Origin of the sequence: Absiella sp. AM09-50 (genome assembly GCF_003433845.1) — a bacterium.
Lineage (GTDB): Bacteria > Bacillota_I > Bacilli_A > Erysipelotrichales > Erysipelotrichaceae > Hoskinsella > Hoskinsella hominis.
Genome location: NZ_QVFI01000026.1, coordinates 1 through 25,299, shown reverse-complemented (window position 1 = coordinate 25,299; position 25,299 = coordinate 1). Strand labels below are relative to the sequence as shown.

The following is a 25,299-nucleotide window of genomic DNA, read 5'->3' as shown; positions in this document are numbered from 1 at the left end:
CCCTCATAGAAATGCTTTCTACCTATAGTGTACCTTTTGTGAAGCAATATGAAAAGGCTTTTTGTATAAAATACAGAGGAATTGTATAAGATACAAAAAACATGGCAATTCGCCATGTCATTTTCTTTGTTATAGATAATTTACCGCAATGATACCTAAACCTAATATTGTTAAGACGATACCTGTTGCACGATTCAATGTAATTGGTTTGGCTTTATTCGCAAATAATGCCGCAATTCTTGCCCATAACAGTGTAGAAGCAATACAAAATACAAGTGCCCATACATCAGGCGCTCCACCAATCATAAAGTGAGAAACAGCTCCAGTTAATGCGGTAAATGTCATAATGAATACGCTGGTGCCTACTGCTGTTTTTAATTCATAGCCAAGGACACTGGTTAAAATCAACAGCATCATCATACCACCGCCTGCGCCAATGAATCCACAGATAAATCCAATCAGGATGCCACATAAAACAGATTGTATAAACCGTTTCTTTGGATCAACATCGCCCATAGCTTCTTTGGTTGTCATCACTGGTCGTACAATAAATTTAATACCTAGCAACAATGTCATAAAGGTAGAGAAACCACCCATGGCATCATTTGGCACAAGGGAAGAAATATAACTTCCTACCATTGTGAAGATCAATACGGTAATCATCATCACGATACCATTTTTGATATCTAAATTTTTATTCTTTCCATATGTATAAGCAGAAACTGCACTGGCTAAGACATCCGATGCCAAAGCGATACCAACGGCTTCATAGGCAGGCATTCCTAGAAATGCAATGAGCATGGGAGAAATGACAGCCGCAGCACTCATTCCCGCAAAACCAGTACCTAAACCAGCGCCAATACCGGCGATAAAACAAATTACAAACTTAAATAACATATTCTTCCCTCTTTCTTATTTACCCGCATTTTGCATATTATGTTCAATCTTTTTAAACAGTTTTTGAAGTGTCATGACTTCTTCTTTTGTGAAATCTTTGATTAATACATGATAAAACTTCTTCTGCGCCTCTCGTCCCTCCTGTATGATTGCATCAGCATCAGGAAATAAATGAAGATGGATTTTTTTCTTATCACCTTCTAGTTTATCAGTGTAGATCAGGCCTTTTTCAATCAGATGTTGTACGGATGTGGAAACATGGGACTTCGCAATTCCACGACGATGAATGATATCGCTGGCAGTATCATAACCGGGATTATTGGCAAGAAACAACAGGATATCCAGTTCTTTTCGTTTGATATCGTAAGCTTGTACAACAGTTTCCATATGCTGATCATACAAATGCTTGATTAAAGAGATATTAAAAAGAAATTCACTTTGCATAGGACACCTCCAATTTAGTTCTATTTAGAACAATCTAAAGTATAGACCTACTCTTTCAGGATGTCAATACATAAATGGTTATGATATAATAAACAGGCTAGGAGTTGATAGAATGAAATCATGGGATGAATTTTTTACACAGGAAGAAGCACAGCCGTATTATCAACAGTTGATGCAGTTTCTGGAAGAAGAATATAAGACAAAAACAATCTTCCCACCAAAGGAGGATTTATTTACCTGTTTCAAGGCATGTCCTTATGAAGATGTAAAAGTTGTGATGCTAGGACAAGATCCCTATCATGAAGTAGGGCAGGCCCATGGATTGTGCTTTTCAGTAAGAAAAGGTGTGAAGATACCACCAAGTTTACGAAATATGTATAAAGAATTAAAAACAGATTTGGATATCGATATGCCATCACATGGCTATTTGATTGACTGGGCGAAGCAGGGTGTGTTTATGATGAATGCGGTAATGAGTGTGGTGGAAGGAAAAGCTGGTTCCCATCAGAAAAAAGGCTGGGAAACATTTACAGACCATGCAATTCAGGCGTTGAACGAACATGAAAGTGGTATTGTATTTTTATTGTGGGGAAACTGGGCACAGAAGAAAGCAGAACTGATTACCAATCCCCAGCATAAGATCATCACCTCTGCACATCCATCACCATTAAGCGCAAGTCGAGGTTTCTTTGGCAGCCGTCCTTTTTCAAAAACCAATGCGTATTTAAAAGAAATGGGCAGAACACCGATAGAATGGAAGATTGAAGAATGATGAAGTTTACATGTGCAGATGAGGTTGTAGCGCAAATTGAACAGCGTAAAAACAGAGGATATGGATTAGAACATTTTAAAAAATATATGGATACTCTGGGAAATCCACAGGGACAGTTAAAAACGATTCATATCGCAGGAACCAATGGAAAAGGATCTACCACCAACGATATCCGCAGTGTGCTGCAAGAAGCAGGATATACGGTTGGCAGTTTTACTTCTCCCTATATGATTACGCATTATGATCGTATCCGTATCAACGATGTATATATTGATGAACAGGAGTTTCTGGATATCAGCAATGCCCATTATGAAGAATGGATGAAATGGGATTTAAGCATGTTTGAGATTGACACATGTATTGCGATATTGTATTTTTTGAAACATCAGGTGGATTATTGTGTATTTGAAGTAGGTATGGGTGGTAGACTGGATTCTACCAATATCTTAAGACCGATGGTATCCATCATTACCAATATCGGCTTAGATCATATGGAGTTTCTGGGGGATACCAAAGAGAAAATCGCAAATGAAAAGGCGGGTATTATAAAATCTGGTATTGATTTGATTACTGGAGAACATGATGCAGGCTGTCTTGCGGTGTTTCAAAAACATGTGACAGATGCTGGAAGTGAAATGTTTATCACAGGGGATATTACCAATTTGAAGGAATATCCTGATGGTATCGTGTTTGATTATGGAAGCTACGCACAAGTACATTTACAAAGCCATGCGGCTTATCAAAGTAAAAATGCGGCATTATGTATAGAAGTGATTGATTATCTGAATCGTAAACAAAGGATATCTGTAAATGAAGCACAGCTTCGTTCAGGGTTAAAAAAGGCAAACTGGATCGGGCGTTTTGAAATCATACAGGAAAAACCATTATTGTTGTTGGATGGGGCACATAATGCACATGGTATCAAAGCACTTGTGGAAAGTCTGCAGGGGCATGAAAACATTCGTGTGATTTTTTCAGTATTGAAAGATAAAAACTTTGAAGAAATGCTGGATATACTTGAAACATTAACAAGCGATATCGTGGTAACTCCATTTTATAATGAACGTGCATTAGATGTACATGTGCTGGAAAAGCGTGGACATATCCGATATGAAAAAGATTATCGATGTGCAATTAAAGATGCCATGGCACAGGGAAAAGATTGTGTTGTGACGGGTTCATTGTATTTTATTAGTGAAGTTAGAAATTACATATATAAAGAGCTTAAATAAGAAAAGGGAGAAATTGTTATGATTTTATGTATAGGACAGAGTGCATATGATATTACGTATGTGATTCATGAAGATTTGATAGAAAACCAAAAGTATCGTATTTATGAAACGATGGAATGTGTGGGAGCACCTGCGACCAATGCTGCCAGTCTTTGTGCGAAATGGCAGGAGGATAGTGCGTTAATTTCCAGAGTAGGAAACGATCTTTATGGAGAAAAGATTTTACAGACATTAAGAGCACAGGGCGTGGATACTCGTTTTATAAAGGAACTAGAAGATTTTAAAACACCTGTGTCCACGATTATTGCCCATGCGGAAAATGGCAGTCGTACAATTTTTAACTGTCCGGGTGAATTACATCCATGTGAATTTCAATATCCTTCTTCCTGTGATGTAATTTTATTAGATGGTCATGAAATGGAGGCAAGCTTAGAGGCATTGACACGTTTTCCTGATGCGATATCTGTACTTGATGCAGGTACGTGCAAAGAAGAAACACGCTTATTAGGCGCTATGGTAGATCATCTGGTTTGTTCACAGGATTTTGCCCGTCAATATAGTGGCATCACTATTGATAAAGAAAACCCACAAAGTGTTGTGGATACCTTTGTGAGCTTGAGAAAATTAAATAAGAAACAAATTGTTGTTACCCTTGGAGAAGATGGCTTATTATATGGAAAAGGGAATGAAATCATACATTTACCGGCATTTAAAGTAAAGGCTTTGGATACAACAGGTGCGGGAGATATTTTTCATGGCGCCTATGCCTATGGTGTGATGAAGAAATGGGATATGGAAAAAATCTTAAAAGTTGCCAGTGCCACAGCAGCATTATCCACAGAAAAGCTGGGTGGCAATGTTGCAATTCCTGCTTTAGAAGATGTGGAAAAGATGATAAAAAAGGAATGAATGTGTCATTCCTTTTCTTCATAATCGTCTAATACTTGATTTAATTCTGTCAATTGCTTTGTGCGCATCATTTCTTTCATTTCTTTTAGCTGACTCAATATTTGAATGAGATATACCAAAATGAAACATAGAACGATGAAAATCAATAATGGTAGCATCATTTCATCTCCTTTAATAAACATTTTCTAAGTATAGTATAGTTTGAAAAAATGATGACGTCAATGCTTTTTCTATTTCAGGTTTACCCGTTGTGCACCCTTTAACGCAAAATATAAAATAGCGACATCAACAGGGAACATCACAATGTTTTTGATTAAACGAATCATTGTGAATAAAGGGGATTGATACAGGATATTCAACCATAGGGAGGTTAGAATCAGGTTGATAAAGATGGTAATTACTGCACGTGCAATAATGACTCTTGGTAATGTGATTTTCTTTTTATAAAAGAAACATCCATAAATAAAGCCAGTTAAAAATTCATTAATGGCAAAGCCAGGAAAATAAGGACCATCTGGGCGGATCATATACTTTAATGTATCTGCGATCACACCGGCAAAACCTGTCAACATTGGCCCATAAACCATACCGCTCACACCGGCAAATACACTGGAGAAGCCAATGCGAAGGGTTGGGGAAATCGGGATATACAAGGCACCAACGGAAACATTTAATGCTGTTAACATGGCACATCCACAAATGGATTTTACCTTTTTATTTTCCTTCATAGATTCTTTGATCAGACTGGGTACTGATAAACATTCATGTGCAAAGTTCATATAAAAATACCTCCTTTTCCATATTGCATATAGAAAAAGAGGTATTGATTTTCTATTGCAACAGCGGGATGCGAGATAAAAACCGCAAGGAAACCTTTTCGCCCACACGACAACTCCCCGTTCGTGGGTACTTAACGCTTTTATCTCTACTCTGCGTACAATTGCATTATAGACGATTGTGTTTCATTTTACAATAGAAAATTTACAATTTTAGAAATGATAGCCATTACTTAGATTTCTTTCGATTCATCTGTACACAATACGTGACCATATCCTTGATAAGTGTTTCATCAATGTCAACATCTAAAGGTAGATGCGTTGTGTTTTTATGATTGGTTTTATATGGGGCAAGTCGTTTTTCAAAGTGTTGTAAGGCTTCAGGATTTGTGTAAAATCCAATATATGTTTGATAAGCAGCAATCTGAAGAAGGTAGCCATGGTCATAAAAGGTAGGAACACCCCAAGCGATTTTTTCCTCTACATCAGGATCGCACTGTTTTATAATCTCTCTTAATTTCTGTAGCTTTACTTGTACATGAGCAGGAAAGCTTTGTATATAGGTATGGACATTTTGTTCATTTTTTTTCATATGTTAGCTCCTTTAGAAAGGGTATCCGATTTGGATACCCCATAGATTATAAGATAGATGCTTCATAAATGGAAGTGATAGAAGTTTTTAATAATGCATTGAAATCTTCATCACTTTGATCAATGTGCAATCCTTGTGTTAATGCACGGGAGAAACTTGCGATTAAGCCATGATTCTGTGCTAGTTTATCATTTGCTTCCTGACGGGTATATCCGCCGGATAAAGCCACAATACGTACAACATGAGGATCACTCATTAAGGCACGATAGAAATCTGGTGTATCTGGAATCGTTAATTTAAACATGATATGGATATTGTCATCCAGCATAGATAAATGATTGATGATTTCTTCCTTCAATAATACCTCACATTCCTTTTTATCTGGTGCATGAATATCAACTTCTGGTTCCAGAATTGGGATAAAGCCAGCCAGAGCAATTTGATGAGCAATTGCGAACTGCTGCTCTACAATTTCTGCGATGCCTTGTGGATTGGCTTCCTTAATTACAGAACGCATCTTTGTGCCGAAGATATGACGTTGTTTTGCTTTGATCAATAACTCATCCAGATTGGTAATAGGTTTCATTAACTGTACACCATTTTCAAGTGGTGCCAGCCCTTTATCCACCTTTAAGATTGGCAGGATTCCTTTCACATTCCATAAATAATCTGCGCTATATTCACCACAGATTTTACGATCCATCGTATTTTCAAATAAGATGGCTGCCAGAATGTGTTCGCTTGTAAATACAGGACTCGTAATGATGCGGGTACGCATTTCATGAATTAAATCAAACATTTCCTCATCGTTATGATATTGTGTTTCATTAATGCCATACAGACGTAATGCTTTTGGTGTGCTGCCTCCGCTTTGATCAAGAGCTGCGATAAAGCCAAGACCATGCTGCATGCGTTCTAACTGTTCTTTTAACATACCTCATACCTCCTTTACAATCGTATGAATATCTCTACCTGTATCTTAACACCGAAATTCACACATATCTATGATTGGAGAAAAAAAGTTTATTTTTTTATTTGACACATGGGAATGCTTGTCTGAAAATCCTGAATTAATTGATGCATGGACAATAGATCAAATAATGCTTCATCATCCAAATCCTTTTCATATTCATCTATGACATTGCAGACAGTGTCCGCAAGCGGGTATGGTTCTCCACTCTGGGTACGGATAAAATGCAAATGCCAGTGATCATCTTGGGCACTTACATGGATGGATGCACAATCCTCTCCCATATCACCCCATATGGCTTTGCTAAATAAATCTGCACGATATATAAAATCAGTGGAAGAAAGCTTTTTTCTATATGTTGAAAGTTCTTGTAGTTTCATATGATTCTCCTTTATTATTCGGGTATTATTATATACAAAACAAACGAAAATAGAAATGAAAAGCCAACAATTTTGATGATTTGTATAAGAAAGAAACATTGCGTTTCATAAAAATGTAACGTATAATAATAGGAAAGAGGGAGTAGGAGCGTTCATCATTATTAGCGCGGTAAGTCAACAACCTCGACGTTATTCACGTCTGGCTTATCTTAAATACCGAGACTCATATATAGAAAAAGACTATGTATGGGTCTTTTTCATTAAGGAGGATAACATGGAACCATACTTAAAATCTAAAGAAGAAGTATTAAAAGAGTTGTTGAGCAGTCATGAAGGATTAAGTAAAGAAGAAGCAGAAAAACGTTTACAGGAGCATGGCTATAACCGCTTAAAAGAAGCGAAAAAAGATTCTTTTTTTAAACGTTTGATGAAACAGCTGTCGGATCCTATGATTATTGTGTTGATTGCTGCGGCTGTGGTGTCTGCGATTACATCTGCTTATGCACATGAAAGCTTTGCGGATGTATTTATCATCTTGTTTGTGGTTATTGTGAATGCGATTCTTGGCATGTATCAGGAAAGCAAGGCAGAAAAAGCAATTGAAGCTTTGAAAAAAATGAGCGCTGCGAAAAGCAAAGTATATCGTGATGGGCAATTGTGTGTTGTGCCAAGCGAAGCATTATGCGTAGGCGATGTTATCGCTTTAGAAGCTGGTGATGCTTTGCCTGCGGATGTACGTGTTTTAGAAGCCGCAAGCTTAAAAGTAGAAGAATCTGCGTTAACTGGTGAAAGCGTACCAGTAGAAAAATTTGATCATGTATTAAACAATGATGAAAAAACGATACCATTAGGGGATCGTAAAAATATGATGTATATGGGAAGCAGTGTGGTGTATGGCAGAGGACTGGCTGTTGTGACTGCCATTGGTATGGATAGCGAAATGGGTAAAATCGCCGATGCAATTAATCAAAGCAAAGAAGAAGCGACACCGCTTCAGCTTAAATTAAATCAGCTGTCTAAAATTCTTAGCTATGGTGTGCTGGGCATCTGTGTATTGATATTTGTGTTCGCATTAATGAGAAATCATGATGTATCTGCGCCGGTATTGATCGATACCTTTATGCTGGCAGTATCCCTGGCAGTTGCGGCTATTCCTGAAGGATTAGCTGCGGTGGTAACGGTACAACTTGCGATTGGGGTTACCCGTATGTCAAAACAACATGCGGTTATACGACAATTAACTGCAGTAGAAACATTAGGCTGTACCCAGATCATCTGTTCCGATAAAACAGGTACTCTGACACAAAATAAAATGACAGTGGTCGATCATTATGGAAAAGATGAAGAATTACTGGCATGTGCTATGAGCTTGTGTAGTGATGCACAGGTAAGCGATGATGGTGTAAAAGGAGAACCAACGGAAGTAGCACTTGTGGAATATGGAGAAAAATTCTTCCATAAAAATGATAAACTGAAGGAAATGCCAAGGATCAAGGAAGCACCATTTGATTCTATGCGTAAAATGATGACAACGATTCATGAACAGAGGAATCATACCTATATCCAATTCAGTAAAGGCGCACCGGATGTACTATTATCCAGATGTGATTACTATATAGAGAATAATATGGTAAAACCATTAGATGATATAAAACGTCAGGAAATTATGGCACAGAATAAAGCCTTTGCGGATCAGGCATTACGTGTGCTTGCGGCAGGATATCAGATATATGATACAAAAGAAGCGTTAAAAGATAATGTATTGGATATGGAGCAACATTTGATTTTTATAGGCTTATGTGGCATGATTGATCCTATCCGTGAAGAAGTCAAAGGCGCAATCAGTGAATGTAAACAGGCAGGTATTCGTCCTGTGATGATTACCGGAGATCACATTGATACAGCAGTGGCAATCGCGAAACAATTGGGCATCCTGAAGGATAAATCACAAGCAATCACGGGAGCTCAGCTGGATGAAATGAGCGATGAAGAATTCAAAGAAAAAATTGCCCAATACTGTGTATATGCACGTGTACAGCCAGAACATAAAGTAAGAATTGTAGATGCATGGAAAGCACAGGGAAAAGTCGTTTCCATGTCAGGTGATGGTGTGAATGATGCGCCAAGTATCAAGCGTGCAGATATTGGTGTTGGTATGGGAATCACAGGCACAGATGTTACCAAGAATGTTGCGGATATGGTACTTGCGGATGATAACTTTGCGACAATTGTTTCTGCGGTAGGCGAAGGACGAAGAATTTATGATAATATCAAAAAAGCGATTCAGTTCTTATTGTCCAGCAATATCAGTGAAGTAGTATCCATCTTTACCGCTACCATGCTTGGCTTTACGATTTTAAAACCTGTACATATCTTGTGGGTCAATCTTTTGACAGATACTTTCCCAGCACTTGCTTTAGGTATGGAAGATAAAGAAGACGATATCATGTCACGTCCCCCACGTCCCAAAGAAGAAGGACTATTTGCGGATAAAATGGCATTTGATGTTATCTTTCAGGGTATCATGATTTCTGTGATTACGCTGGTGGCATATTTTGTAGGACATTATATAGAAACTGGGGTATTTGAAATTACGGAAAGTCTGGATGGCATGACTATGGCTTTCCTAACGATGTCTATGACCGAAATTTTCCACTCCTTCAATATGCGTTCAAGAAAGCATTCCATCTTTACCATTAAGAAACAGAATCTGTATTTATGGGGCAGTATGCTTGGCTCTTTATTATTAACGATTTTGGTGATTTATGTACCAGTACTATCTGATTTATTTGAGTTCCAGCATATATCCTTGATGGAATTTGCAATTAGTATGGCAATGGCATTTAGTATCATTCCGATTGTGGAAATTGAAAAAGTTTTCTTAAGACATAAAAAGTAGAACAAGCGGCTGTTGTGAAGTACACAATGGCCTTTGTTTATGTATCTTGTATCAGATATTAGAATTATAGCGGAATTCAAGAACAGTAAGGAATGTTTACCAATGTTTTACTTTTACTTTTGATAGGTTGTGATATAATAAATGCAGCTAAGAAACGGGAGGATACAAAATTATGAAAATTTTAGTAACTGGTGGTACCGGGTTCATCGGAAGCCACACATGTGTAGAATTATTAGAAGCTGGACATGACGTTGTCATCATTGACAACCTGTATAATTCACAGGCAGACGTTATCGATAAAATCAAAACAATTACAGGGAAAGATGTTGCTTTTTATGAAAGTGACTGCTGTGATGAAGAAGCACTGGAAACAATCTTTAACGAACACAAGATTGATGCGGCTATTCACTTTGCAGGATATAAAGCTGTAGGAGAATCTGTCGCAAAACCAATTATGTATTATCAAAACAACCTGATGAGTACCCTTGCTTTATGTAAAGTCATGGCAAAACATGGATGTAAACGTCTAGTATTCTCATCAAGTGCAACAGTTTATGGAAATCCAAAGAGTGTTCCAATTAAGGAAGATTTCCCATTAGGACCTACAACAAATCCTTATGGAACAACAAAATTAATGATCGAACAGATTTTAAAAGATTTATATATTTCAGATCACGAATGGAATATTGCATTGTTACGTTACTTTAATCCAATTGGTGCGCATGCAAGTGGATTATTAGGAGAAAGCCCTAATGATATTCCAAATAATTTGATGCCTTATATCGTAAAAGTAGCAAATAAAGAATTACCATACTTACATGTTTATGGAAACGATTATCCAACACCAGATGGCACAGGTGTACGTGATTATATCCATGTTGTGGATTTAGCAAAAGGCCATGTGAATGCTGTGAATAAAGTGATGGAAAACATTGGTGTGGATGCTTATAATCTGGGTACAGGTATTGGATACAGTGTATTAGATGTTGTAAATGCCTTTGTGAAAGCAAATGGTGTAGAAGTACCATATCAGATTGATCCAAGAAGACCTGGTGATATCGCTGAATGTTATGCAAGTACAGATAAAGCATTCAAAGAATTAGGCTGGAAAGCAGAAAAGAATCTGGAAGAAATGTGTAAAGATGCATGGCATTTCTTAGAAACAACAAAAAGATAACAAATGAAAGATACCTTTGCGTATCTTTTTTTGCGCAATTACTTACAGAAACTTTACATATTATACATTGTAAGTGATATGAAAAAAGGGTATGATAAAGAGGCAAAAAATGGGAGGACTTGTATGAATGCAATTATTCTAGCAGCTGGTGTAGGGCATAGAATGATCAATCTGACAAAACAGACCAACAAGACGCTGTTGCCAATTGGCGGTGTTCCAATGATAGAAAGAACCATCCAGTATTTGAAACAGGCGGGTATAGAGGATATCACAGTCGTTACAGGTCATAAAAAAGAGCTGTTTATGCCATTGAAAGAGAAATATGCAGTTCAGCTGATATATAATAAAAAATACTCTGTATACAACAGCTTATATTCACTAAAACTGGTATTGAATAAATTAGAGGACACTTTCGTGATTCATGGAGATGTGGTACTCTTTAAAAACTTTTTTATGCGACAGATGAATGCTTCTACTTTATATACCATTTTCAAGAATCCTAAGGGAGTACCGATGATGAAGATTCACAAGGACGAACAATACCGCTTAAAACAAGTAGAAATGTGTAGTGTGAATGAACGTATTACAACCTTTTTAGGGATTTGTTATTTTACAAAAGAAGATAGTGAAATGATTAAAAAATATTATGAAACTTCGATTACAGAAAAGAAGCTTCGTGATTATAAAGGTGAACTGGAAACTGAATTATTGCCATTGTTGTCAGATCGTATGGTGGTTCATCATGTGGATAATCGTTATGCAATGGAAATCAATGTCATGGATGATTATTATCAGGCATGTATCAAATATGAAAATTTTTGGAAACCTTAAGCGTGGGTTTTTATGAAACAACGGATAAAATAAATTAGATATAGTGTGAAAATACATATAAAAGAAAGCATAATTAGACTGAGTGGAAGCAATGTTTTCCATAATTTAACTGCGATAAAAAGAAAGAGGGCAGCGATGCCAATATAGATGGCAAGAAAAAGGCATGCGGCGGGGATACGTACCCATAAAGATGCTTTTTTGCTTTTGATGAGCTCACTGGTGCCTTCTAATACTAATTCTAAAATGATTTCAAGTAGAAATTCCATATGGATACCTCCAGTATAGTGTGGCTTTATCATAACAAAGATGAAGAAAGAATATATAAAAAAATTCTTAAAATGTCTTAATGTTGAACTTTTCTGTAAGAATTGACAAAAAAAGCAAAAAAGAAGTTGCAATTTGATTTTATGTGTATTATATTATAAAGGTGCCGCTTAGCGTGGCGCTTTTACATGCGTGGGAGAAGGTGGAGCAACCCTTCATCAACCACTGCATAAGACAACAAATTATAGGAGGTGTGTCTTGTGAGTAAAAAAGTTGCAAAGATTTGTAAACTACAGTTCCCAGCAGGAGGAGCTAGACCAGGACCAGCGCTTGCATCAGCAGGTATCAACATGCCACAGTTCTGTTCAGCATTTAACGATGCTACGAAGGACCGTGCAGGAGATATGGTTCCAGTTATCATTACTGCATACGAAGACAAAAGTTTTGATTTCGTATTAAAAACAACACCAGCATCAATTATGATCAAGAAAGCTGCTAATATCAAAAAGGCTGCTGGAGATCAGAAAGTAAAAGCTGGAAAAATTACTGTTGACCAGTTACGTGAAATTGCAGAATACAAAATGCCAGACTTAAACGCTAATGATGTTGAAGCTGCTATGCGCATTGTTGCAGGTACAGCTAGAAACATGGGTGTTGAAGTTGAAGGTTTTGAAGGTTAAGAGAAAGGCGAGAGGTAATTAAATATGGCAAAAGTAGGAAAAAAATACGCTGAAGCTGCTAAGAAAGTTGATCGCTCTAAATCTTATCCTGTAGCTGAAGCAGTACAATTAGCAAAAGAAACAAACACAGTTAAATTCGACGCTTCTGTTGAAGTTAGCTTCAAATTAAATGTAGACCCACGTCATGCTGATCAGCAGATCCGTGGAGCAATGGTATTACCACACGGTACTGGTAAAACTCAGAAAGTGTGTGTAATTGCTCAGGGACCTAAAGAACAAGAAGCAATCGACGCTGGCGCAGATTTTGTTGGTGGTAAAGAACTGCTAGACAAAATGCAGCAGGGATGGTTCGATTTCGACGTTATCGTTGCTACACCAAACATGATGGGTGAACTTGGTAAATTAGGTCGTATCTTAGGACCTAAAGGTTTAATGCCAAACCCTAAGACTGGTACAGTAACTATGGATGTTAAGAAAGCAATCGAAGACATCAAAAAAGGTAAAGTAGAATACCGTGTAGATAAAGAAGGTAACATCAACCTGATGATCGGAAAAGTTAGCTTTGATGATGAAAAATTGGTTGATAACTTCAATGCAATCTACAAGACAATTCTGAAAGCTAGACCAGCTGCAGTAAAAGGTACTTACATCAAGAACCTTGTATTAACAACAACAATGGGTCCTGGAATCCATGTAGCTGTTGAAAAATACTAATTGACTTTTAAGTAAAAGTTGTATAAAATAGCTATGTTATCAATATACCATAGACAGTAACGGCCGTTAAGGCTTAATTATGTTACCGAGGTGTTGAAAGTTTAAGATACATTTCTTTCACCCGTACGTCTATGCATACGGGTGATTTTTATAAAACTCTTAAGGTATATTGTTACATATAAATTTAGGAGGTGTAAAGTTAATGAACCAGGCGATTATCGATAGCAAGAAGACTGTTGTTTCTGAAATTGCTCAGAAAATGAAAGAGTCTGATTCTACAGTCGTTGTGGAATACCGTGGGTTAACCGTTGCTGAAATGACTCAGTTACGTAGAGATCTGCGTGCAGAAGGTGTAGATTTCAAAATCTATAAGAACTCTCTGGCACAGCGTGCTGCTGAAGAAGTTGGGGCATCTGACTTAACAAAAGATTTAGTTGGACCTAACGCAATCGCATTTGGAGCAGACGCAGTTGCTCCTGCACGTGTATTAGCAAAATTCGCTAAGAAACACGACAAACTTGTATTAAAGAGCGGAATCGTTGAAGGTAAAGTTGTTGGCGTAGATACGATCAAAGAACTTGCTTCATTACCAAACCGCGAAGGTATGTTATCAATGCTGTTAAGCTGCTTACAGTCACCAGTACGTAGTTTTGCATGTGCTGTTAAAGCTGTTGCTGACAGTAAAGAAGAAAACGGTGAAGCTGCTGCACCAGCTGCAGAAGCTAGCGAAGAAGCTGCTGCTTAATCAAAGCGCAGTCATTAATCAAACATAGGAGGACATGAAAAATGGCAAAATTAAACCAGGAAGACATTTTAGCTTATTTAGAAGAAGCTACAATCTTAGAACTGAACGAATTAGTAAAAGCAATCGAAGAAAAGTTTGGCGTAACTGCTGCTGCACCAGTTGCTGTTGCTGCTGCACCTGCTGAAGAAGCTGCTGCTGGACCAAGCGAAGTAACTGTTACATTAACTGATGTTGGTGGAACTAAAGTTGCTGTTATCAAAGCAGTACGTGAAATCACTGGATTAGGATTAGTTGACGCTAAAGGTATCGTTGACAAATGCCCAAGTGTAATCAAAGAAAACATCAAACCTGAAGAAGCAGAAGAAATCAAGAAGAAATTGATGGACGCTGGTGCTACAGTAGAAGTTAAATAATTAACTTTACAACTCTAAAAATTTACAGAAAGCCTTCGGGCTTTTTGTCACCTAAAAAGGCGGGATAACGATGGATCATTATTTTACAGATAATCGTCATTTAGCAGAAAACCGGAAGGAAATATCTTTCCGGTTTTGGTGTTTTACCTATACCTTTATCACTGATAATGGTGTTTTCAGTAAAGATAGTGTGGATTTTGGTACACGTGTATTATTGAAAACGTTATGTGATAGAAATGAATTAGGGGAACATATTCTGGATGTGGGCTGTGGCTATGGCGTGATTGGCATTACGTTGAAAAAAATCTACCCCAAGGCACAAATGGAAATGGTGGATGTCAATCCAAGAGCTGTGTTACTAGCCATAGATAATGCAAAGAAAAATAATATTGAAGCAGATATCCATGAATCTAATGTATACGAAAATGTAAAAGGGAATACTTTTAGTGATATCATAACCAATCCACCAATTCGTGCCGGTAAAAAAGTGATCTATAAAATCTTTGAAGAAGCTTATGATCATTTGGCAGAAAATGGTAATTTATGGGTTGTGATCAGGAAACAACAGGGCGCAGAAAGTGCCGTGAAAAAGATTAAAGAAGTCTTTGAAAATTGTGAAATAATTAACAAAGAAAAAGGTTATTTTATTTTAAATGCGAAAAAGCATTGACAATTTGACGTTTGATTGCTATTATAATAAATTGCATAATACTAAAATATTAAAATGGGATTTTGTGCCTTATTTTGGTAGAAAAAACTTGTAGAAAGGATGGCGTACATGGACAAAAAACAGCCTTATCGTATTGTCGCTTCCGGTAAAAAGGCAGAGCGTCGTGATTACTCAAAAGTTAGTGGACATCTAGAACTTCCTAATCTGGTTGAAATTCAAACAGATTCTTTTGAGTGGTTCAAGAACGAAGGAATCGAGGAAGTATTTAACGAAATCTACCCGATTCAAAACTATGGAGGAAACATCAAGCTGAAGTTCACAGGTTATGAATTTGGAGAACCTAAGTACAATGCGGAAGAATCAATGTATCGTGAATGTAACTTTGCGGCACCATTGAAAGCACGCATGGAGCTTGAAATTACCGATAACACCACCGGGGAAGTTATCAATAAATGGGAGGATGTCTTCCTAGGAGATTTCCCTTTAATGACGGAAACAGGTACCTTTATTATTAATGGTGCTGAACGTGTCATTGTATCACAGATTGTACGATCACCAGGTGCATATTTTGCGACTGGTTATGATGAAAAAACAGGAAAGGAATCCTTCTCTTGTGAATTGATTCCAAGTCGTGGTACATGGCTGGAATTTATGACTGAAATGAAAAAAGCGTCAACTGGACGTCTTTTAAACATGAGCATTGACCGTAAACGTAAAATGCTGTCAACCATCTTGTTTAAAGCAATTGGTATGTCCGTTGACTTAGATCGTAGTGAAGATCCACATGATACAACTGCAATCAAAACTTTCTTAAACGCTATGGGAAGAACAGTTGTGGAGGATTTACCACAGGATGATGAAAACCGTGAATTTATGGATCTTTACCTTACACTATATGCCGCATATTTTGGTAAGTATGAAGAAATTGAAAATACATTATTGGCAGATAAGGTAAAAACAAGACAGGAAGCATTGCTTTCTATATACGAAAACCAGCGTTCTGATGAAATTCCTACATTAGATGGGTCTATTACATTAATGAATGCCAAATTCTTTGATCCACGCCGTTATGATTTAACAAAAGCCGGACGTTATAAATTGCGTAAAAAATTAAATGCAATCAACCGTATCGATAAACACCGTCTTGCACAGGATATTCTGGCAGCAGATGGCAGTGTTTATATGGCTAGTGGAACAATGATTCACCGTGATGAAAGAAACAGTTTACGTGGAGAACTTGAAAAAGGTATGTATGTCAATGCATTCCCATTCAATCCATTATTCAACCATCCAGATAAAGTAAGTGTACCTACATCAAATAACTTAGGTTTGGTAGGTCGTGTACTTGCAAGTGATGTAGAACTGCCTGATGAAACATTGTTTGAAGGCAGCATTCTGACAAAACAGGATGTTGAAAAACTGGTTGCTTCTATGGATAAAGTAAATGTTCATGGTGGCATCATCGCTAAAGAAGTTGTCTTAACAAAAGAAAATGTAAATGCTGTATTAAACTATGGACAGCGTTTATATGCACTTGGACGTTTAACAGATGCACAAGGCAATGATTTATTAAATGAAGAAGATGATTTATTTGTAGAAGGCTATACACCAAGACAAAGAACAGATGTATTAAGTGCTTCTGCATTAGAAGATATCCGTAACCGTGTACACAATGGAGCTGTCATCAGTGCATGGTTAGTTGGTGCTGCTGTACAGGAAATCATGGTTTACGATGAAGAAAACCAGATAATTAAAGTTATGGGTAATGACCCATATGCTGACAAGCACACCATTACTATTTCCGATATGTACGCCCTTTATTCTTATAACTTGAATGTTATGGAAGATATCGGTGAAACAGATGATATCGATATGTTAGGAAACCGTCGAATCCGTTCCGTTGGTGAATTGATTCAGAACCAGTTCCGTATCGGTTTAAGTCGTATGGAAAGAGTTGTTAAAGAACGTATGTCTATTGCGGACATCGCTACGTTAACACCTAAAAAATTAACGAATATCCGTCCATTGACTGCAGCAATTAAAGAGTTCTTCTCAAGTTCTCAGTTGTCACAGTTTATGGATCAGCAGAATCCTTTGGCAGAGCTTACGAATAAACGTCGTATTTCCGCATTAGGACCTGGTGGTTTAACAAGAGATCGTGCTGGTTTTGAAGTACGTGACGTTCACAGTTCTCACTATGGTAGAATTTGTCCAATCGAGACACCAGAAGGTCCAAACATCGGTTTGATCAACAACTTAACATCTTATGGAAAAATCAATGAATATGGTTTCATTCAGACACCATATCGTATCGTAAATCCTGATGGAACCGTGCGTGATGAGGCAATTTATCTGTCCGCAGATGAAGAAGCAGATTACGTTATCGCTCAGGCCAACGAGGTCATCGATGGACGTTTGGTAAATGAACGTGTCGTAGCCCGTAAAGCCGGAGATACCATCATCGCTCGTCGTGAAGAAGTAGAATTGGCCGACGTTTCGCCAAAACAGATCGTATCTGTAGCGACTGCCTGCGTTCCTTTCCTGGAAAATGACGATGCTTCCCGTGCCTTGATGGGTGCGAACATGCAGCGTCAGGCCGTACCTTTATTAAAACCTCACTCACCATATGTAGGAACTGGTATCGAATATAAGATTGCCAAGGACTCAGGTGTTGGTGTAGTTGCGAAAGAAGACGGTGTGATTGAATACGTTGATTCTCAGCGTATCGTTGTCGCAAAAGATGATGGCGATCGTCATGAATACCGTTTACGTAAATTCCAGCGTTCTAACAATGGGACAAATATCAACCAGAGCCCAATTGTGAAAAAAGGTGAACGTATTGAAAAAGGTGACATCTTAGCGGATGGACCATCTATGGAAAATGGTGAACTTGCTCTTGGACAAAACGTAACCATTGCTTATATGACATGGTATGGTTATAACTACGAGGATGCCATCATTATGAGTGAACGTCTTGTTCGTGATGACGTTTATACATCCATTCATATCGAAGAATACGACATTGACTGTCGTGAAACAAAGCTTGGACCTGAAGAAATTACACGTGACATTCCAAATGTTAGCGAGAATGCATGCCGTAACTTAGACAGCCGTGGTATCATCATGGTTGGTGCGGAAGTTATGGAAGGCGACATTCTGGTTGGTAAGGTTACGCCAAAAGGTCAAAGCGAAATTTCTCCAGAAGAAAAACTGCTGTTGGCAATCTTTGGTGAAAAATCACGTGAAGTACGTGACAACTCATTGAAGGTACCACATGGTGGTGCTGGTATTGTTCATAGTATCCGTATCTTCAAGAGAAGTGAAGGACATGAACTTCCACCTGGAGTAAATGAAACAGTAAAAGTATATATCGTTCAGAAACGTAAGATTTCTGAAGGTGATAAAATGGCCGGACGTCATGGTAACAAGGGTGTCATCTCTAAGATTTTACCAGTAGAAGATATGCCTTATATGCCAGATGGAACGCCAGTAGATATCATGTTGAACCCATTCGGTGTGCCATCTCGTATGAACATCGGACAGGTACTAGAAATCCACTTAGGATATGCAGCTAAGAAATTAGGTGTAAAATTCTCGACTCCAGTATTCGATGGTATCAACAATCAGGAATTAAGTGACATCATGAAAGAAGCAGACATGACAGTTGATGGTAAACAGGTATTGTACGATGGACGTACTGGTGAACCATTCGATGAACGTATCGCTGTCGGTGTTATGTACATGATCAAGCTTGCCCACATGGTTGACGATAAACTGCATGCCCGTGCAACTGGACCTTACTCACTTGTTACTCAGCAGCCATTAGGTGGTAAAGCACAGAATGGTGGTCAGAGATTTGGTGAAATGGAGGTTTGGGCACTAGAAGCATATGGTGCTGCACATACACTTCAGGAAATCTTAACGATTAAATCAGATGATATCGTAGGTCGTACAAAAACTTATGAAGCTATCATCAAAGGTAAAGATATTCCAGAACCAGGTATCCCAGAATCATTCCGTGTATTAACACACGAATTACAGGCTCTTGCCATCGATGTGAAGATGCTGGATGAAGATGGAAACGAAGTAGATATTAGTAAAGAAGATGGAAATGAAGCAGTTGCTGCACCACTTCCACCTGTAGAAGATAAAGTAGAAAATGAAGAAGACATCAACGATTTAGCAATCGATGATGAAAATGAAGATGTTGATGATGATATCGATGCAGAAGAAGATTTGGATCTAAGCGAAGAAGATTTAGACGAAGAACTTCTGACAGACGATGAAGATGAAGAAAATGTAGAGGAGGCGTAAGTAGATGAGTGTTAATAATTTTGCCTCAATTCAGGTAAGTTTAGCTTCACCAGATCGTATCCATGAATGGAGTCATGGAGAAGTTAAAAAACCAGAAACGATCAACTACCGTTCTCAGAAACCAGAACGTGATGGTTTATTCTGTGAAAGAATTTTCGGCCCTAGCAAGGACTGGGAATGTTACTGTGGTAAATATAAAAAAGTACGCTACAAAGGTGTTGTATGTGACCGTTGTGGGGTAGAAATCACAAAATCAAGCGTTAGACGTGAGCGTATGGGACACATCGAACTTGCTGCTCCTGTTGCACACATCTGGTACTTGCGTGGTATCCCTAGCCGTATGGCATTGTTACTTGACGTAACACCAAAACAGTTAGAAGAAGTAGTATATTTCGTATCCTGGATCGTTACAGATCCAAAGGATACGAAACTGGAATACAAACAGATTCTTTCAGAAAAAGAATACCGTGAAAACATGGCAATTTATGGACCAGGAAGCTTTACAGCACAAACTGGTGCAGAAGCTGCTTTGACACTGTTGAAAGAAGTAGATCTGGAAGCTGAATATAAAAACATTCAGTTACAGTTAGAAACTGCACAGGGAGAAAAACGTAAAAAATTAATCAAACGTTTGGATACTGTACAGGCATTCCGTAATTCAGACAACGATCCAGAATGGATGGTATTAACGGTAATTCCAGTTATTCCACCTGATTTAAGACCAATGCTGCAGCTGGATGGTGGACGTTTTGCGACAAGTGATCTAAATGACTTATACCGTCGTGTTATCACTCGTAACAATCGTTTGAAAAAGCTGTTAGAACTTGGTACTCCTGCAATCATCGTTCAAAACGAAAAACGTATGTTACAGGAAGCTGTCGATGCCTTAATTGATAATGGTCGTAGAAGTAAACCAATCACAGGCGCTGGTGGACGTGCATTAAAATCTCTGTCACACTCATTAAAAGGTAAACAGGGACGTTTCCGTCAGAACTTGTTAGGTAAACGTGTTGACTTCTCAGGACGTTCCGTTATCGCGGTAGGACCAGACTTGAAAATGTATCAGTGTGGTATCCCTCGTGAAATGGCTATTCAATTATTCAAACCATTCGTTATCAACGAAATTGTAAATAGAGAAATTGCTAGCAATCCAAAAACTGCAGAAAAACTAATCGATCGTCAGGACCCACGTATCTGGGATATTGTGGAAGATGTTATCGATGGCTATCCTGTATTGATGAACCGTGCACCTACACTGCACCGTTTAGGTATTCAGGCATTTAAACCAAAACTAGTAGAAGGACGTGCTATGCGTCTGCACCCTCTGGTATGTACTGCGTTCAACGCCGATTTCGATGGTGACCAGATGGCTGTTCACGTTCCATTAAGTGAAGAAGCACGTGCCGAAGCATTAATTATGATGTTAGGTAGCAACAATATCCTTGGTCCTAAGGATGGTAAACCAATCGTTACCCCTGGACAGGATATGGTTATGGGTAACTTCTATTTGACAATGGAAGAAACTGCAGAAGAATTCTATGCCGAAGCAGAACGTTACATGTCAGTAGATTGCCCGAAATCAGCAGCATTATGGACTCGTTATGGAGATAACGAAGGACATGTGTATGGCAGCCTGGATGAAATTTTAATGGCTTATCAGACACAGCAAATCCATCTGCACTCCAGAATTGCGATTCCTGCAAGAAATTTGAAAAAAACATGCTTCACAAAAGAACAGGAAAACATGTATCTTTTAACAACGGTTGGTAAAGTAATCTTTAACAATATGTTCCCAGAAGATTTCCCATTCCTGAATGAAGTGAGCGAAGCTAACTTTAAAGCAACTCCTGAAAAATTCTTTATTCCAATGGGAAGTGATGTAAAAGAAGAAATCAAAAAACTTCCAATCACATCCGCATTCAAGAAGAAAGATTTAGGAAAAATTATCGGAGAAGTGTTTAAACGCTACTCAACAGAAAAAACAAGTGAAATCCTAGACCAGATCAAGGACTATGGATTTAAATATTCCACTGTTGCAGGTGTTACCGTATCTCTAAGCGATATCGAGGTTGCTCCTCATAAAGAAGATCATGTAGAATATGGTAAGGAAAAAGCCGAAGAACTGAAAATGCTGCGTAAGAAAGGTAAACTTACAATGCAAGAATGGGAGCGTCACTTAAATAAACTTTGGGCAGATGTCAAAGATGATATCGCTGAAGAGCTATTAGGTAACCTTCCACGTAAAAACCCAATCAATATGATGGCCCGTTCCGGAGCCCGTGGTAATACTTCTAACTTTACTCAGCTTGCAGGTATGCGTGGTCTGATGGCAAAACCATCACAATCAAAATCCGCAAAAGGTGAATATGTTCCAAGTATTATAGAGGTTCCTATCTACTCATGTTTCCGTGAAGGTCTGAATGTGTCTGAGTTCTTTATTTCCACACATGGTGTGCGTAAAGGTCTGACCGATACAGCCTTAAAGACTGCAGAGTCTGGTTATCTGACTCGTCGTCTGGTTGACGTTGCACAGGATGTTATCGTTAAACAGGAAGACTGTGGTACAGATAAAGGATATTGGGTAGAAGCAATCATTGATCGTAAGACAAACTCTATTATCGAAAGTTTCTATGATCGTCTAGCTGGACGTTATAGTAAACAAGAAATCAGAGATCCAAAAACAAATGAATTGATTATTGAATCAGATGAATTCATCACAGAAGCAATCGCACAGAAAATTGTAGATGCTGGTGTTGAAGGTATGTATATCCGTAGTGCATTCACATGTAAATCTATTTACGGTGTATGTAAAAAATGTTACGGACGTAATATGGCAACTGGAAAAGACGTAGAAGTAGGAGAAGCTGTAGGTATTATGGCTGCCCAGTCTATCGGTGAACCAGGTACACAGCTGACCATGCGTACATTCCATACCGGTGGTGTTGCGAGTGCAGATGGTGGAGATATCACACAGGGTCTTCCTCGTGTCGAAGAACTTTTCGAAGCACGTTGTCCAAAAGGTGTTGCTGTTTTAGCACAGATTTCTGGTGAAATTACAAGTGTAGAACCATTAGAAAATGGTACTGGATTTGAAGTTGTCATCAGTAACGATAAAGAAAGTATCGCTCATAAGGTTTCATTGGTACAGGCAATTCGTCCTTGGATGAAAGTCGGTGCACATGTAGAAGCCGGTGATAAGATTACTGAAGGTCAGGTAGATCCAAAAGAATTATTGAAGGTAGCTGGTGTACGTCAGGTACAAAACTACATTCTAAAAGAAGTTAAGAAGGTTTATGCTAGCCAGGGTATTGAAATCAGCGATAAACATATCGAAGTTATGATTCGTCAGATGTTACGTAAAGTTGTAGTATTAGAGGGCAACGATACAGATCTGAATCCAGGTGTACAGATTTCTTTAACAGAAATTACAAAAATCAACCGTAATGTATTATTGTCTGGTAAAGTACCAGCAACTTTCAAACCAGTATTATTAGGTATTTCTAAGGCGTCAGTAGAAACAGACTCCTTCTTATCTGCTGCATCATTCCAGGAAACCACAAAAGTACTGACAGATGCTGCTATTAAGGGTAAAAAAGACTTCTTAATCGGATTGAAAGAAAACGTTATTATTGGTAAATTGATTCCAGCTGGAACAGGATGTAAAGCTGATAGAGAAACTAATAAACTGATTGATATAAAAGCTCAGGAATTAAAAGAACAAAGAGAAGAAAGAAATCATCGTGATGAAGATGATGACTTTATGAATTATGTTCTTGGTCCAGAGAAGTTGACTAGCGAAGATATTCAGAAAATCATGGCAGATGAAGCAGCATTGTCTATTGACGACAGCTCTGATTTGCACATTGTACCTGAAAACTAATAAATGAGAAGGCGTTTATAATGAATGCCTTCTTTTTTTGGTAATCAAATTTTTTAGGGGTTTTTGCCAGAAATTTAGGGGGCAACTTTAGGGGGATGAAGGAAACAAACAAAGAATTTAAGACCCCTAAAGTTAAAAAGAAAAGGAATCAGCAAAAACAGTGCTGATTCCTTTTTAGGTTATGCTCTATTTGTTTTTATCAATCTATTAATTGTTTTTTACTTTATAGTTGCCACGTTTTTTCCCTCTGTAACTGTGTATTTCTTCCTGAGGCTTTGGCATATTTCTTATTGCGGGATGATTTCTTGTAGACCAGAGTATGCGGTTTCTAGTATAATCGAAATTAGAGAAGCCTCTAGAGTTTCTCTTATAGTCTTTCGGCTTCCGGTTGAATGATTCCATTGGCCCATTGGATAGACGTGCGTAATAACGGTCGCTGTCTGTGGCATTTCTCCATGATACCTCTGTAACAGTAAATGAGCGGACAATTTCATTTTTGTATTTATCAAGGTATTCAGAAAATTCCCGTGGGATATAGCTTCTGGAAGCCTTAAATTCAGTTATCAATTTATTAAGTTCAGACATGGCAGCGTCTTCAGAATCAAAAGATGTTTTATTGAAACTGATATATTTCTCTTTCGCTTCAAGGATCATAGGGAATCTGGGATCAAGTTCAAGGAACATCTTCTCGATCATATATGTATCCGCATAGATACCGAGAGATCTGTGGTAATATCTCCTGTGTGAATGATTAATATCATCCTGGTTCTTAAGCAGAACCCATCTATATTTTTTGAGCAATATAACTTCCCGAGATTCCTTAATGGTTTTATTATCACGGTTGGTTTCAAAATTAGACTGATCAAGAGCTTCACGGTCTTTCTTTTTATAGCTTTTCATCACCAGATTGATATAAGGCTAACAATAAAGATAATGCAGGTAGAATCCTGTAAAATAGGGTGCTTGATTTTTCTCTTATAGATGCCTTCAGAATGCATCCTGCATGAGCAGTTAGGGCAGTAAGTGGGTATAGGCGGTCTTGAAATATAGACATATTTCGTATCGCCAGCAACTTCAACATTATCGATACTGATAGAGCCATCATCAGGTAGGCTCAGCAATTTAAAAATATAAGAATAATCCATGAGTTACCTCCTTTTAACAGAGAGCATAACCATGAAATATTATAAAAAAAGAAACAGATAGATTCACCTATTTCTCATTTGAAATAACCCCTAAAGTGCCCCCTAAATTTCAGACCCCTAAAGATTTTGGATACCCCTTTTTTTTGTGTTAAACAGCGTTTTTAAGCGATTTTAGAAAGATTAATCCATTTAACCTATAAGAGAAGCATGCATATAGATGATAGTGGAAACAAGATATATTTTGATATTTAAAAGCATATAACTTCATTTACAAAGCTTAAATGAATAAAATAAAAGTATGTTTTATGGATTCAAGCGTAAAATCTCAATAAATAGAAAATAAAATGTGCGGTTTAATACAAAATAAAGAACTTTTGTGATTAAAAACGAAGCTTTTTTGTGTTTTTAATTCAAAATAATGGATATGAAATTGAAAAAATCATATATTTTATAAGACATAATTGTGATAAAATAAGCGGAATATAAGTTAATAAAGCCAATATTTACGCGATATCAAGGTAAAATCAGTGATTTTAACAATTTTTCGATAAAAAAACGAAAAAAAGATAAAAAAAGCGTTGACAGGAGGAAGGAT

General features: G+C 37.7%; 23 protein-coding genes, 1 riboswitch and 1 other annotated feature. Of the genes, 13 read left to right on the top strand and 10 right to left on the bottom strand.

Annotated elements, in window-relative coordinates:
• Window positions 1-129 precede the first annotated feature (129 nt).
• Both DW114_RS17020 and DW114_RS17015 read right to left on the bottom strand, forming a co-directional pair.
• The gene (locus tag DW114_RS17020) at window positions 130-897 is read right to left on the bottom strand and encodes a sulfite exporter TauE/SafE family protein (RefSeq protein ID WP_117454902.1); all 768 of its coding nucleotides are present in this window, start codon (window positions 895-897) and stop codon (window positions 130-132) included.
• 15 nt (window positions 898-912) lie between these two features.
• Window positions 913-1,341 carry a MarR family winged helix-turn-helix transcriptional regulator gene (locus DW114_RS17015; RefSeq protein ID WP_117454901.1) on the bottom strand — a complete coding sequence of 143 codons (429 nt, stop codon included), beginning with the start codon at window positions 1,339-1,341 and terminating at the stop codon, window positions 913-915.
• A gap of 112 nt (window positions 1,342-1,453) precedes the next feature.
• Between DW114_RS17015 and DW114_RS17010 the strand changes: the two genes are divergently transcribed.
• Genes DW114_RS17010 through DW114_RS17000 form a run of 3 tightly spaced genes read left to right on the top strand, consistent with a single transcriptional unit; the run spans window position 1,454 to window position 4,254 of the window.
• Window positions 1,454-2,113, top strand: a complete 660-nt coding sequence (locus tag DW114_RS17010) for a uracil-DNA glycosylase (protein WP_117454900.1) — start codon at window positions 1,454-1,456, stop codon at window positions 2,111-2,113.
• Window positions 2,110-3,345, top strand: coding sequence for a bifunctional folylpolyglutamate synthase/dihydrofolate synthase (locus tag DW114_RS17005; RefSeq protein WP_233509517.1), 1,236 nt, complete (start codon window positions 2,110-2,112; stop codon window positions 3,343-3,345). The genes DW114_RS17010 and DW114_RS17005 overlap by 4 nt, the downstream gene beginning before the upstream one ends.
• An 18-nt stretch (window positions 3,346-3,363) precedes the next feature.
• Window positions 3,364-4,254 carry a PfkB family carbohydrate kinase gene (locus DW114_RS17000; RefSeq protein WP_117454899.1) on the top strand — a complete coding sequence of 297 codons (891 nt, stop codon included), beginning with the start codon at window positions 3,364-3,366 and terminating at the stop codon, window positions 4,252-4,254.
• A 5-nt stretch (window positions 4,255-4,259) separates the two neighbouring features.
• On the opposite strand, the gene DW114_RS21335 is transcribed toward DW114_RS17000, so the two are convergent.
• The 5 genes from DW114_RS21335 to DW114_RS16980 form a co-directional block, all read right to left on the bottom strand.
• Window positions 4,260-4,415, bottom strand: a complete 156-nt coding sequence (locus DW114_RS21335) for a hypothetical protein (RefSeq protein WP_158552317.1) — start codon at window positions 4,413-4,415, stop codon at window positions 4,260-4,262.
• 69 nt (window positions 4,416-4,484) lie between these two features.
• Entirely contained in the window at window positions 4,485-5,033 is a 549-nt protein-coding gene (locus DW114_RS16995; RefSeq protein ID WP_117454898.1) for a folate family ECF transporter S component, read from the bottom strand.
• A gap of 59 nt (window positions 5,034-5,092) precedes the next feature.
• Window positions 5,093-5,189, bottom strand: a riboswitch (THF riboswitch).
• A 70-nt stretch (window positions 5,190-5,259) separates the two neighbouring features.
• Window positions 5,260-5,622, bottom strand: a complete 363-nt coding sequence (locus tag DW114_RS16990; RefSeq protein ID WP_117454897.1) for an iron chaperone — start codon at window positions 5,620-5,622, stop codon at window positions 5,260-5,262.
• A 46-nt stretch (window positions 5,623-5,668) separates the two neighbouring features.
• A complete protein-coding gene (locus DW114_RS16985; RefSeq protein ID WP_117454896.1) occupies window positions 5,669-6,556 on the bottom strand; it encodes a fructose bisphosphate aldolase in 888 nt (295 codons plus the stop codon).
• Window positions 6,557-6,645: 89 nt separating this feature from the next.
• Window positions 6,646-6,972 carry a hypothetical protein gene (locus tag DW114_RS16980; protein ID WP_117454895.1) on the bottom strand — a complete coding sequence of 109 codons (327 nt, stop codon included), beginning with the start codon at window positions 6,970-6,972 and terminating at the stop codon, window positions 6,646-6,648.
• A 274-nt stretch (window positions 6,973-7,246) separates the two neighbouring features.
• Here DW114_RS16980 and DW114_RS16975 point away from each other — a divergent pair, with 274 nt between their 5' ends.
• The 3 genes from DW114_RS16975 (at window position 7,247) to DW114_RS16965 (ending at window position 11,879) form a co-directional block, all read left to right on the top strand.
• On the top strand, window positions 7,247-9,871 hold the full coding sequence (locus tag DW114_RS16975; protein WP_117454894.1) for a calcium-translocating P-type ATPase, PMCA-type: 2,625 nt from the start codon (window positions 7,247-7,249) through the stop codon (window positions 9,869-9,871).
• Window positions 9,872-10,043: 172 nt separating this feature from the next.
• Window positions 10,044-11,048: a UDP-glucose 4-epimerase GalE gene (gene galE, locus DW114_RS16970; protein WP_117454893.1), complete on the top strand. Its 1,005-nt coding sequence runs from the start codon at window positions 10,044-10,046 to the stop codon at window positions 11,046-11,048.
• A 123-nt stretch (window positions 11,049-11,171) separates the two neighbouring features.
• Window positions 11,172-11,879 carry an NTP transferase domain-containing protein gene (locus DW114_RS16965; protein WP_158552316.1) on the top strand — a complete coding sequence of 236 codons (708 nt, stop codon included), beginning with the start codon at window positions 11,172-11,174 and terminating at the stop codon, window positions 11,877-11,879.
• Here the strand turns inward: DW114_RS16965 and DW114_RS16960 are convergent.
• On the bottom strand, window positions 11,876-12,145 hold the full coding sequence (locus tag DW114_RS16960) for a hypothetical protein (protein WP_117454891.1): 270 nt from the start codon (window positions 12,143-12,145) through the stop codon (window positions 11,876-11,878). The genes DW114_RS16965 and DW114_RS16960 overlap by 4 nt on opposite strands.
• A gap of 258 nt (window positions 12,146-12,403) precedes the next feature.
• Between DW114_RS16960 and rplK the strand changes: the two genes are divergently transcribed.
• The 7 genes from rplK to rpoC all read left to right on the top strand — a co-directional run bounded on the left by rplK (window position 12,404) and on the right by rpoC (window position 23,559).
• The gene (rplK, locus tag DW114_RS16955; protein ID WP_117454890.1) at window positions 12,404-12,823 is read left to right on the top strand and encodes a 50S ribosomal protein L11; all 420 of its coding nucleotides are present in this window, start codon (window positions 12,404-12,406) and stop codon (window positions 12,821-12,823) included.
• Window positions 12,824-12,847: 24 nt separating this feature from the next.
• On the top strand, window positions 12,848-13,537 hold the full coding sequence (gene rplA, locus DW114_RS16950; RefSeq protein ID WP_117454889.1) for a 50S ribosomal protein L1: 690 nt from the start codon (window positions 12,848-12,850) through the stop codon (window positions 13,535-13,537).
• Window positions 13,538-13,566: 29 nt separating this feature from the next.
• Window positions 13,567-13,697 (top strand) — a sequence feature (ribosomal protein L10 leader region).
• A gap of 42 nt (window positions 13,698-13,739) precedes the next feature.
• A complete protein-coding gene (gene rplJ / locus DW114_RS16945) occupies window positions 13,740-14,282 on the top strand; it encodes a 50S ribosomal protein L10 (RefSeq protein ID WP_117454888.1) in 543 nt (180 codons plus the stop codon).
• 41 nt (window positions 14,283-14,323) lie between these two features.
• Entirely contained in the window at window positions 14,324-14,695 is a 372-nt protein-coding gene (gene rplL, locus DW114_RS16940) for a 50S ribosomal protein L7/L12 (RefSeq protein WP_117454887.1), read from the top strand.
• 70 nt (window positions 14,696-14,765) lie between these two features.
• Window positions 14,766-15,365 carry a class I SAM-dependent methyltransferase gene (locus DW114_RS16935; RefSeq protein ID WP_117454886.1) on the top strand — a complete coding sequence of 200 codons (600 nt, stop codon included), beginning with the start codon at window positions 14,766-14,768 and terminating at the stop codon, window positions 15,363-15,365.
• Window positions 15,366-15,473: 108 nt separating this feature from the next.
• On the top strand, window positions 15,474-19,679 hold the full coding sequence (locus DW114_RS16930; RefSeq protein ID WP_117454885.1) for a DNA-directed RNA polymerase subunit beta: 4,206 nt from the start codon (window positions 15,474-15,476) through the stop codon (window positions 19,677-19,679).
• Window positions 19,680-19,683: 4 nt separating this feature from the next.
• A complete protein-coding gene (rpoC, locus tag DW114_RS16925) occupies window positions 19,684-23,559 on the top strand; it encodes a DNA-directed RNA polymerase subunit beta' (protein ID WP_117454884.1) in 3,876 nt (1,291 codons plus the stop codon).
• 207 nt (window positions 23,560-23,766) lie between these two features.
• Here rpoC and DW114_RS16920 read toward each other — a convergent pair whose 3' ends face one another.
• Window positions 23,767-24,459 carry a transposase gene (locus tag DW114_RS16920; protein ID WP_233511380.1) on the bottom strand — a complete coding sequence of 231 codons (693 nt, stop codon included), beginning with the start codon at window positions 24,457-24,459 and terminating at the stop codon, window positions 23,767-23,769.
• Entirely contained in the window at window positions 24,459-24,704 is a 246-nt protein-coding gene (locus tag DW114_RS21785) for a hypothetical protein (protein WP_233511379.1), read from the bottom strand. Before DW114_RS21785 ends, DW114_RS16920 begins: the two co-directional genes overlap by 1 nt.
• Between the last annotated feature and the right edge of the window lie 595 nt (window positions 24,705-25,299).

Bases quoted from the DNA above. Each gene is read 5' to 3' on its own strand.
- DW114_RS17020 (WP_117454902.1), bottom strand. From the start codon at position 897: ATGTTATTTAAGTTTGTAATTTGTTTTATCGCCGGTATTGGCGCTGGT.
- DW114_RS17015 (WP_117454901.1), bottom strand. From the start codon at position 1,341: ATGCAAAGTGAATTTCTTTTTAATATCTCTTTAATCAAGCATTTGTAT.
- DW114_RS17010 (WP_117454900.1), top strand. From the start codon at position 1,454: ATGAAATCATGGGATGAATTTTTTACACAGGAAGAAGCACAGCCGTAT.
- DW114_RS17005 (WP_233509517.1), top strand. From the start codon at position 2,110: ATGATGAAGTTTACATGTGCAGATGAGGTTGTAGCGCAAATTGAACAG.
- DW114_RS17000 (WP_117454899.1), top strand. From the start codon at position 3,364: ATGATTTTATGTATAGGACAGAGTGCATATGATATTACGTATGTGATT.
- DW114_RS21335 (WP_158552317.1), bottom strand. From the start codon at position 4,415: ATGATGCTACCATTATTGATTTTCATCGTTCTATGTTTCATTTTGGTA.
- DW114_RS16995 (WP_117454898.1), bottom strand. From the start codon at position 5,033: ATGAACTTTGCACATGAATGTTTATCAGTACCCAGTCTGATCAAAGAA.
- DW114_RS16990 (WP_117454897.1), bottom strand. From the start codon at position 5,622: ATGAAAAAAAATGAACAAAATGTCCATACCTATATACAAAGCTTTCCT.
- DW114_RS16985 (WP_117454896.1), bottom strand. From the start codon at position 6,556: ATGTTAAAAGAACAGTTAGAACGCATGCAGCATGGTCTTGGCTTTATC.
- DW114_RS16980 (WP_117454895.1), bottom strand. From the start codon at position 6,972: ATGAAACTACAAGAACTTTCAACATATAGAAAAAAGCTTTCTTCCACT.
- DW114_RS16975 (WP_117454894.1), top strand. From the start codon at position 7,247: ATGGAACCATACTTAAAATCTAAAGAAGAAGTATTAAAAGAGTTGTTG.
- galE (WP_117454893.1), top strand. From the start codon at position 10,044: ATGAAAATTTTAGTAACTGGTGGTACCGGGTTCATCGGAAGCCACACA.
- DW114_RS16965 (WP_158552316.1), top strand. From the start codon at position 11,172: ATGAATGCAATTATTCTAGCAGCTGGTGTAGGGCATAGAATGATCAAT.
- DW114_RS16960 (WP_117454891.1), bottom strand. From the start codon at position 12,145: ATGGAATTTCTACTTGAAATCATTTTAGAATTAGTATTAGAAGGCACC.
- rplA (WP_117454889.1), top strand. From the start codon at position 12,848: ATGGCAAAAGTAGGAAAAAAATACGCTGAAGCTGCTAAGAAAGTTGAT.
- rplJ (WP_117454888.1), top strand. From the start codon at position 13,740: ATGAACCAGGCGATTATCGATAGCAAGAAGACTGTTGTTTCTGAAATT.
- rplL (WP_117454887.1), top strand. From the start codon at position 14,324: ATGGCAAAATTAAACCAGGAAGACATTTTAGCTTATTTAGAAGAAGCT.
- DW114_RS16935 (WP_117454886.1), top strand. From the start codon at position 14,766: ATGGATCATTATTTTACAGATAATCGTCATTTAGCAGAAAACCGGAAG.
- DW114_RS16930 (WP_117454885.1), top strand. From the start codon at position 15,474: ATGGACAAAAAACAGCCTTATCGTATTGTCGCTTCCGGTAAAAAGGCA.
- rpoC (WP_117454884.1), top strand. From the start codon at position 19,684: ATGAGTGTTAATAATTTTGCCTCAATTCAGGTAAGTTTAGCTTCACCA.
- DW114_RS16920 (WP_233511380.1), bottom strand. From the start codon at position 24,459: ATGAAAAGCTATAAAAAGAAAGACCGTGAAGCTCTTGATCAGTCTAAT.
- DW114_RS21785 (WP_233511379.1), bottom strand. From the start codon at position 24,704: ATGGATTATTCTTATATTTTTAAATTGCTGAGCCTACCTGATGATGGC.